4 protein-coding genes are annotated in these 7478 nt (G+C 65.8%); all 4 read left to right on the forward strand.

All coding sequences use genetic code 11. The features are described from left to right. The first annotated feature begins 27 nt into the window (after positions 1-27). The 4 genes from ABDV78_RS01070 (at position 28) to ABDV78_RS01085 (ending at position 7351) form a co-directional block, all read left to right on the forward strand. Entirely contained in the window at positions 28-3249 is a 3222-nt protein-coding gene (locus ABDV78_RS01070) for an efflux RND transporter permease subunit (protein ID WP_343525303.1), read from the forward strand. After that, positions 3242-4417: an efflux RND transporter periplasmic adaptor subunit gene (locus ABDV78_RS01075; protein WP_343525304.1), complete on the forward strand. Its 1176-nt coding sequence runs from the start codon at positions 3242-3244 to the stop codon at positions 4415-4417. Before ABDV78_RS01070 ends, ABDV78_RS01075 begins: the two co-directional genes overlap by 8 nt. After that, entirely contained in the window at positions 4410-5843 is a 1434-nt protein-coding gene (locus tag ABDV78_RS01080) for an efflux transporter outer membrane subunit (protein ID WP_343525305.1), read from the forward strand. The genes ABDV78_RS01075 and ABDV78_RS01080 overlap by 8 nt, the downstream gene beginning before the upstream one ends. A gap of 74 nt (positions 5844-5917) precedes the next feature. Then, positions 5918-7351: a DUF6880 family protein gene (locus ABDV78_RS01085; protein ID WP_343525306.1), complete on the forward strand. Its 1434-nt coding sequence runs from the start codon at positions 5918-5920 to the stop codon at positions 7349-7351. The last annotated feature ends 127 nt before the right edge of the window (positions 7352-7478 follow it).

The following is a 7478-nucleotide window of genomic DNA, read 5'->3' on the forward strand; positions in this document are numbered from 1 at the left end:
CTGTTCGTGTCCGACACCGGGATGCCCATGCTTCAACTCGTCAAGCTCGCCCTTGCCAAGCCCTATAGCTTCGTCGTCCTCGCGATCCTGATCGTGCTGGGCGGCGGCATCGCGGCGGTCGAGACGCCGACCGACATCTTCCCCGACATCCGCATCCCCGTGATCGCCGCAGTGTGGACCTATCACGGCCTGCCGCCACGCGACATGTCGGGGCGCGTCATCTATTATTACGAGCGCTCGCTGTCCTCGACGGTCGGTGACATCGACCATATCGAGAGCCAATCGCTGTCCGGCGTCGGTATCGTGAAAATCTTCTTTCGCCCCGGCGTCGACATCCGCACCGCCACCGCACAGGTTACGTCCGCCTCGCAGACCGTGCTGAAGCAGATGCCGCCGGGCATCACCCCGCCGCTGATCCTGAACTACAACGCCTCGACCGTGCCGATCCTCCAGTTGGCGCTGTCGGGGAAGGGCCTCTCCGAGCAGAAGATCTACGACCTGGGGCAGAATATGATCCGCCCGGCGCTCGCGTCGGTGCAGGGCGCGGCGATCCCCTCGCCCTATGGCGGCAAGGAACGCCAGATCCAGATCGACCTCGATCCTGCCGCGCTTCAGGCGCACCGGCTGTCGGCGACCGACGTCGCGAACGCGCTGGCGCAGCAGAACCAGATCGTGCCCGCCGGGACCGCCAAGATCGGCCAGTACGAATATAATCTCCGCCTGAACAACAGTCCCGACGCGATCGACGAGCTCAACGACCTGCCGATCAAGACGATCGACGGAACGACCGTCATGATGCGCGATGTCGCGCATGTCCGCGATGGCTCTCCGCCGCAGCGTAACGAGGTGCGCGTTGATGGCGCGCGCTCGGTCCTGATGACCGTGCTGAAGAGCGGGTCGGCCTCGACCATCGCCATTGTCGATCAGGTCAAGGCGCTGATGCCCAAGCTGGAAGCGACGCTGCCGCCGGAATTGAGCGTGAAGCCGCTCTCCGACCAGTCGGTCTTCGTGAAGGCGGCGGTGTCGGGCGTGATGCGCGAAGGCGTGATCGCCGCCGCGCTGACCAGCCTGATGATCCTGCTGTTCCTGGGCTCGTGGCGATCGACCGTCATCATCGCCGCCTCGATCCCCCTCGCCATCCTGGCTGCCATTGCCGGGCTGGCGCTGGCCGGGCAGACGCTCAACATCATGACGTTGGGCGGGCTGGCGCTGGCGGTCGGCATCCTGGTCGACGACGCGACGGTGACCATCGAGAACATCAACTGGCACCTGGAACAGGGCAAGTCGGTGCGCGAGGCGATCCTGGACGGCGCGAGGCAGATCGTCGGCCCGGCCTTTGTCTCGCTGCTGTGCATCTGCATCGCCTTCGTGCCGATGTTCTTCCTGCCGGGCGTCGCGGGTTTCCTGTTCGCGCCCATGGCAATGGCGGTGGTGTTCGCGATGATCGCCTCGTTCATCCTGTCGCGCACGCTGGTGCCGACCATGGGCAACTACCTGTTGCGTGATCATGGCGGCGCCCACACCGCCGAGGTGATGGTGACGCATGACGCGCAGGCCGGACGGCCGGAAAGCCGCAATCCGCTGCGCCGGTTCCAGCATGGCTTCGAGCGTCGGTTCGAGGCTGTGCGCCGCTATTATACCGGCCTGCTCGCCTTCGCGCTCTCCCGGCGGCGGCCCTTCGTCATCGGCTTCATGATCGTGGTGCTGATGTCGTTCGCGCTAGTGCCGATGCTCGGCCGCAATTTCTTCCCCGCGGTGGACGCCGGGCAGATCAGCCTCCATGTCCGCGCACCCGTCGGCACCCGGATCGAGGAAACGGCGGCGCTGTTCGACCATATCGAGAACCGCATCCGCCAGGTCATTCCCGCCGACCAGCTGGACACCATCGTCGACAATATCGGCCTGCCGGTCAGCGGCATCAACCGCGCCTATTCCAACACCGGCGGCGTGGGTCCGCAGGACGGCGACATCCTGGTCACGCTGAAGGAAGACCACGGCCCGACCGCCCTTTTCGTCAAGGCGCTGCGCGAACAGCTGCCGCGGGACTTCCCCGGCTCGTCCTTCGCGTTCCTGCCGGCCGACATCGTCAGCCAGATCCTGAACTTCGGCTCGCCTGCCCCCATCGACGTCCAGGTCGCCGGGCCCGACATCAAGGGGAACGAGGCCTATGCCCGGATGCTCGTCGCCCGACTGTCGAAGGTGCCGGGGCTGGCCGATGTCCGCCTGCAACAGGCGTCCAACTATCCCGAATATGCCGTCGACGTGGACCGCGCGCAGGCCAGCCGCCTGGGCATCACCGAAAACGACGTGACCCGCAGCCTGTCGGTCAATCTTGCGGGCAGCTCACAGCTTGCACCGACCTTCTGGCTCAATCCCAAGAACGGCGTGTCCTATCCGATCGTGGTCCAGGCCCCCGAATATCGCGCGGACACCATTGAACAGCTTGACAATCTGCCGATCACCGGGAGCACGCCGGGCAGTTTCCAGACCCTGCGCGCACTCGGCATCCTCCATCGCGAACCCAGCCCCGCGCTCGTCTCGCATTATGCGGTACAGCCGGTGTTCGACGTCTATGCGACGCCGCAGGATCGCGATCTGGGCGCGGTCGCCGCCGACATCAATCGGGTGCTTGCCCAGACCAAGGGCCAACTGCCCAAGGGTGCGACGGTCGCGATGCGCGGACAGGTGGAAACGATGAACATCGCCTTCACCGGCCTGATCCTGGGCTTGGCGAGTGCGGTCATCCTGATCTACCTGCTGATCGTCGTGAACTTCCAGAGCTGGACCGATCCGCTGGTGATCGTGTCCGCCCTGCCCGCCGCGCTGGCCGGAATCGTGTGGATGCTGTTCGCGACCCATACGCCGCTCAGCGTGCCCGCGCTTACCGGCGCCATCATGTGCATGGGCGTCGCCACCGCCAACAGCGTGCTGGTCGTCAGTTTCGCCCGCGAAAGGCTGGCGGCGTGCGGTGACGCGGTCCAGGCGGCGATGGAGGCCGGGGCGACCCGCTTCCGCCCGGTGCTGATGACCGCCCTGTCGATGATGATCGGCATGGCCCCCATGGCGCTGGGTCTGGGCGAAGGCGGCGAACAGAACGCCCCCCTCGGCCGGGCCGTGATCGGTGGCCTGCTCTGCGCCACGCTCGCCACCCTCATTTTCGTCCCCGTCGTCTTCGCCATCGCGCACCGCCGCCAGAAGGCGACCGCCCCCTCTCCCGTTATGCCCTTTGGAGAAGCCATCCATGCATGAAGCCGCCCCGGCCCCCGCTGTGTCGGCCGCTACGCCCGCACCCAGGGGCCTGAAGATCACGGGTTTCGTCGCCGCTGCCCTGGCGATCGGCATCGTGGGTATCGGAACCCTCGCCCGAAGCCATGACGTCTCTGCCGCCGCCAGCTGGTCCACGGCCAATGCCATTCCGACCGTCCACCTCGTCGCCGTCAAGGGCGGTTCGGTGAGCAACGCGCTGGACCTGCCCGCCACGCTGGAGGCCTGGGAAGCCGCGCGCCTCTTCCCGCGTGTCAGCGGCTATGTACATAGCTGGTCGCAGGATATCGGCGCTCACGTCGCGAGGGGGCAGGCGCTGGGCATAATCGACACGCCCGAACTGGATGAACAGATCGGCCAGGCCCGCGCCGCGCTCGCCAGCGCCCTGGCGCATGAAAGGCTGGCGCGGAGCACGGCTGCCCGCTGGAGTGACCTGCTCACCAGTTCCTCGGTTTCCAGACAGGAGGTCGATGAGAAGAATGGCGACCTGGCCGTCAAGACCGCCGAAGTCGCCGAAGCACGCGCGGCGCTGTCCCGATTGGAAGCGATGAAGCGCTATGCCGTCGTCCGGGCACCCTTTGCCGGGGTGGTGACAGCGCGCAACGCCGAGGTCGGCGATCTGGTCGGCCCCGGCGCGGCGGCACAGGCACCGATGTTCGGCGTCGCAGACACACATTCCATCCGCGTCTATGTGAACGTACCTCAGTCGCTGTCCGCGACGATCAGGCCGGGCATGTCCGCGATGCTGGTCGTTCCCGCCTTCCCGGGTCGCCGATTCCCCGCGACGGTGGCGGGCCTTTCGAGCGCCATCGACCCGCAATCGGGTGCCTTCCGCGTCCAGTTGCTAGCCCCCAATACCGATGGCGCATTGAAGCCGGGCGGTTATGCCCAGACACATTTCGACCTGCCCGGACAGGCTGGCGCGGCGCTGGTGCCGTCCAGCGCGATCCTTTTCGGCTCGGGGGGAGCGCAGGTCGCCACGGTCGACCCGCATGGTCGCATCATGATGCACAAGATCCATATCGGGCAGGACAACGGCCCCACCGTCGAGGTCCTGTCGGGTGTGCAGCCGGGCGAGATGGTCGTCGACAATCCACCGGACTCGCTGAGCCAGGGCGAGCTGGTCCGCGTGGGAGCGAACCAGCATGGCTAAGCCCCTCGCCCGATGGATCGCGGGGGTGACACTGGCCCTTCTGGGCGGCTGTTCGATGGCACCCGCCTATCGTCCGCCCGTCCTGGCGACGCCTCCGGCCTTCAAGGAGATGCCGATGGCGGGGGATCGGCTCTGGAAGCCGATCGATGCGATCCCGGCCGCCCCACCGGCGGCATGGTGGACCGGGTTCGGCGATCCGCTGCTCGATCGGCTGGAAGCGCGGATCGACAGCGACAATCCCACCCTGGCCGGCGCGCTGGCGCGTTATGACCTGGCCCGCGCGACGCTTGCGGGCGCGCGATCGGGGATGTTCCCCCATGTGGAACTGACCCCCGGCCTGCTGCGCAACCGACAGTCGGACAACCGGCCATTGCGGGGTGGATCTCAACCGGATTTCTACACCGCCGCGACGCTGGGCGGAACCATATCCTATGAGGCGGACCTGTGGGGCCGCGTGCGCAACTCCGTCACGTCCAGCCACGCGCTCGCGGAAGCAAGCCGGGACGACTTGGCGGCCGTAAAGCTAGCATTGCAGGGACAACTCGCAGCCGATTTCGTGTTATTGCGCGGGCAGGATCTGCAACTCGCCCTGCTCTCCCAGACGATCAATGCCTTCGCAAAGGCCGACGCGCTGACCCGGAACCGGTTCCGCGGCGGTATCGCGACCGGGATGGACGTCGGCCGGGCGGGCGCCTTGCTGGGCGAGGCGCGCGCCCAATATGCCGAGCTGGAGGCCGCCCGCGCCGTCACCGAACATGCGATCGCCAGCCTGGTCGGCCAGCCCGCCTCCACCTTCGCAATACCGCGCCGCGACGCGCCGTTGATCCAACCCATCATCCCGGTCGGCCTGCCGTCGACGCTGCTCGCCAGACGCCCCGATGTCGCAGCGGCGGAGCGGCGAATGGCGGCGGCAAATGCGCGGATCGGCGTCGCGAAGGCCGCATTCTTCCCCCAGATCGCGCTGGGGGGCACAGGAGGGTTTCAAAGCACGGCACTGGCCGGGCTGATCGCCGCGCCGAACCTCTTCTGGGCGATCGGGCCGGGGGCTGTCCTGAACCTGTTCGATGGCGGAAAGCGCCGCGCCGATCTCGCCGCCGCACGCGCCGACTGGAATGCCGCCACGGTCGAGTATCGCAGCCGCGCCCTGGCGGCGTTCCAGGACGTCGAGGATGCTCTGGCCACACTCCGTCACCTGGATACCGCCCAGACCGCGCAGGCCCAGGCGGTTGCCTCCGCGACCAGCACCAGCCAGATCGCGCTGGACCGCTATATCAAGGGCGCTGCCACCTATCTCGACGTCGCAACCGCGCAGGAGAGCCTGCTCCGCGATCAGCAGATCGCTTTGTCGCTACAGACGGAACGGCTGACGGCCAGCGTCGCATTGGCCCGTGCGTTGGGCGGAGGTTCACCAACGGCCTCTCGATAGTGCGTTCCAAAAAATGGCAACAATGAGAGCACATCCATGGTTGACCGGGGCGCAGACCTTCGCAAAATCGACTGATGGCTTCACAGAAAACGCTGAACGCGACAAACCTCTCGGCACTGGGTGCAGCCAGGCTCGCGGAACTGCTTCTGGAACTGGCACAGGGCGATGCCGTCATGAAGCGGCGCCTGCGGCTCGAACTGGCAAGCCAGGCAGGCGGCACGGATGTCGCCGCGGAAATCCGCAAGCGCCTCGTGTCCATCGCCCGGTCGAAATCATTCGTGGATTGGAACAAGGTCCGTTCGTTGGCGCAGGATCTCGATACGCAGAGATCCGCTATCATGACCCATGTCGCGCCGACGCATCCGCAGGACGCCTTCGAACTCCTCTGGCGCCTGCTCGACATGGCCCCCTCCATCTACGAACGATGCGACGACAGCAATGGAGCGGTCGGCAGCGTCTTCGAACAAGCCTTGTCTGATATCGGGGACATTGCTCCACAGGCTCGGCTCGCCCCGGCTCCCCTGGCGGACCGCATCTATGACGCAGTATGCGCCAATGATTACGGTCAGTTCGCGGGACTGATCCCACTTATGGCGCAGGCTCTCGGGATGGATGGCCTGACCATGTTGAAGGCGAAATTCGAAGAGCGTGCGGCCAGATCGACAGCGTTCGCCGATAGCAAAACTCGCAAGGTGATAGGCATCGGATCTCGCGGCGCGATCTTCAACGGCGATCACGCCGCGCGGCATCAAGCCCGCCTTGTCCATATGGCGCTTGCGGACATCGCCGACGCCATGGGAGATGTCGACGGCTATGTGGCTCTTCACTCGCCGGTGGAGCAGACCAATCCCGCTATCGCGGCGAGAATTGCCGAACGCCTCCTAAAGGCCGGCCGACCTCAGGACGCGCTGACGGCGTTGACGCTCGCCGAGGCTGGGATGCGCGAGGATGGCCGCTGGCCCGACTGGCAGAGAGTGAGGATCGACGCGCTCGAAGCATCGGGCATGGTCGGGGACGCCCAGCAGGAACGGTGGCAGGCGTTCGAGCGGGACTTGAACAAGGACTATCTGAAAGCCTTCATCAAGCGGCTGCCGGACTTTGATGACATCGAAGCGGAGTCGAGGGCCTTTGCCTACGCAGCCCGGTTTTCCGATTTTCACCAGGCGCTGTCATTCTTCGTTGAGTGGCCTGCGATCGACAATGCTGCACGCATGACCCTTTCTCGCCTCGAGGAACTGAACGGCGACCATTATTGGCTTCTTGGTCCGGCCGCGGAGGCGATGGAACACCGCCATCCCTTGGCCGCAACGTTGCTTCTACGGGCAATGATCGATTTCTCGCTCGATAAGGCCCGATACAAGCGATACCCCCATGCCGCCCGCCACTTGCAGACTTGCGCTCACCTTGCCCGCCGGATCGATGACTATGGCGGGCACGCGGATCATCCGACCTATCTAGCCTCTCTAAAGGCTCGCCATGGACGCAAGAGCGGCTTCTGGGCTGCGTAGAGAGGTGGCTCGGTTTGTCTGCACAGGCTCGCGGCGTGAATAAGTGGATTGCCGCTGGTTGATCATGCCGCTGCGAGAAGCGGCTGTGCGAAGTATATCTGGTCGGGCGTTCGGCCGCCAAGCGCGG

Source organism: Sphingomonas sp. (assembly GCF_039594485.1).
In the GTDB taxonomy this organism is placed as follows: domain Bacteria; phylum Pseudomonadota; class Alphaproteobacteria; order Sphingomonadales; family Sphingomonadaceae; genus Sphingomonas.